General features: G+C 64.1%; 2 protein-coding genes and 1 pseudogene. All 3 read right to left on the bottom strand.

All coding sequences use genetic code 11. The annotated features are described in order from the left end of the window. Positions 1 to 810 (bottom strand): tripartite tricarboxylate transporter permease (locus AC1D00_RS39630; protein WP_477014434.1); only part of this gene is annotated, 810 nt, incomplete at its 3' end. 12 nt (positions 811 to 822) lie between these two features. After that, positions 823 to 1,365 carry a tripartite tricarboxylate transporter TctB family protein gene (locus AC1D00_RS39625; RefSeq protein ID WP_477014433.1) on the bottom strand — a complete coding sequence of 181 codons (543 nt, stop codon included), beginning with the start codon at positions 1,363 to 1,365 and terminating at the stop codon, positions 823 to 825. A gap of 131 nt (positions 1,366 to 1,496) precedes the next feature. Then, positions 1,497 to 1,776 (bottom strand): annotated as a pseudogene (locus AC1D00_RS39620) (tripartite tricarboxylate transporter substrate binding protein); the annotation flags it as partial.

Genomic DNA, 1,776 nt, shown 5'->3' with positions numbered 1-1,776 from the left:
GCCCGGAGTGATGCCCAGCCAGCAGCCGATGAAGGAGGAACGCAGCAGCGTCACCCAGTATTTCGGCAGGTCCTTCCAGACGCTGAGCACGACGCGCAGCGAGATGCTCGCGGCATGTCCCCGCAACGCCAGACGCTCCTCCATCGTCAGCAGTATCTCGCTGATGCCGAACAGGCCGATGACGGCGACGAGGAAGTTGATGCCGCGCAAGAGCTCGGCCGAGCCGAAGGTCATGCGCAGATTGCCCGACACCGTGTCCATGCCGATGCCGGCGAGCAGCAGCCCGAGCGACATCGAGATGACCGTCTTGTGCTTGGCCTCGCGCCCGAGGCCAACGAAGGAGCAGAAGGTGAGCAGATACACCGCGAAGAACTCGGGCGGGCCGAACTTCAACGCAAAGGACGATATCATCGGCGCGAGGAAGGTGATCAGGAGCACTGCGACCAGCGAGCCGATGAAGGAGGACGTGAACGCCGCGGTCAGCGCCTCCGCCGCCCTGCCCTGCTGCGCCATCGGATAGCCGTCGAAGGTGGTCGCGACCGACCAGGCTTCGCCCGGGATGTTGAACAGGATCGAGGTGATGGCGCCACCGAACAGCGCGCCCCAATAGATGCAGGACAGCATCACGATGGCGGAGGTCGGATCCATCGTGAAGGTCAGCGGCAACAGGATCGCAACGCCGTTGGGGCCGCCGAGCCCGGGCAGCACGCCGACGAAGATGCCGAGCACCAGCCCGACCATCATCAGCACGAGCGTCTTCCACGTCAGCAGGACGGCGAAGCCGTGAAACAGGAGACCGAGAGCTTCCATCGCGGGGCCGCCTTAGTGACCGAAGGCCGCTTCGAGCGGTCCCTTCGGCATGATGACGTCGAAGGCGATGTCGAAGGTGACGAACATGATCGCCGTGAACACGAGCGCAGTGAGCAGCGACTTCCACAGCGCGATCTTGCCGACGAGGCGCATGAAGCTCGCGATCAGCAGGAAGCTCGCGACATAGAGGCCGAGGAATTGCGTGACGAGGCAGAACAGCAGCGTCGGCACGAACACCGCCAGGACGCGGCGCGCCTGCGCGCGCGTGACGAAGCTTCCGGACGCAGCGCGGCGCGCGACGAGCGCCGTGACCAGGCCGTAGAGGCTGCCGCCGGCGAGGATGAGGGAGAGATAGAACGGGAAATAGCCGGGCTCCGGCCCGGTTGCGTCCCAGGACGCCCCGGTGCGCCAATTGTCGTAGCCGAGCGTGATGGCCAGCGCGAGCAGCAGGAGGCAGACAAGGATTTCGATCGTGCCGGAGCTGACGACGGAGGGCGAGTCATCTTCAGGCGCGGTCGGATCGTCGACGACGATTTCGATATCGGTTTGGGACATGCTCTGCCAAATCAAATTGCGCTGTCATCATCCGCGAAGGCGGATGATCCAGTATTCCAGAGGCGGCGAGGAGTGCGGATAAGCGGCGGCGTACTGGATGCCCCGCCGCGGGGCATGACGTGGAGGCGGGGTCACTTCGCGACGAATCCGGCTTCCGTCATCAGCGCCTTGTTGGTGGCATCGTCCTCCTCGAGGAATTGCACCATGTCCTTGCCGGTGAGGAAGATCGGCTTCAACGCCTGCTTCTCCATGTAGTCCTTGTACTCGGCGGTCTGCGTCACCTTGTGGAACAGCTCGACATAGAACGCCTGCTGCTCGGCAGTCACTTTGCCGGGCAGGAACGTCGCGCGCAGCATCAGATACTGCACGTCGACGCCTTCCTCCTTGCAGGTCGGGATGTCGGCCCAGGAC

The organism is Bradyrhizobium sp. P2_E8 (genome assembly GCF_056403875.1).
The sequence above is the reverse complement of the archived record's forward strand: the minus strand, read 5'-3'. Positions and strand labels throughout refer to the sequence as shown.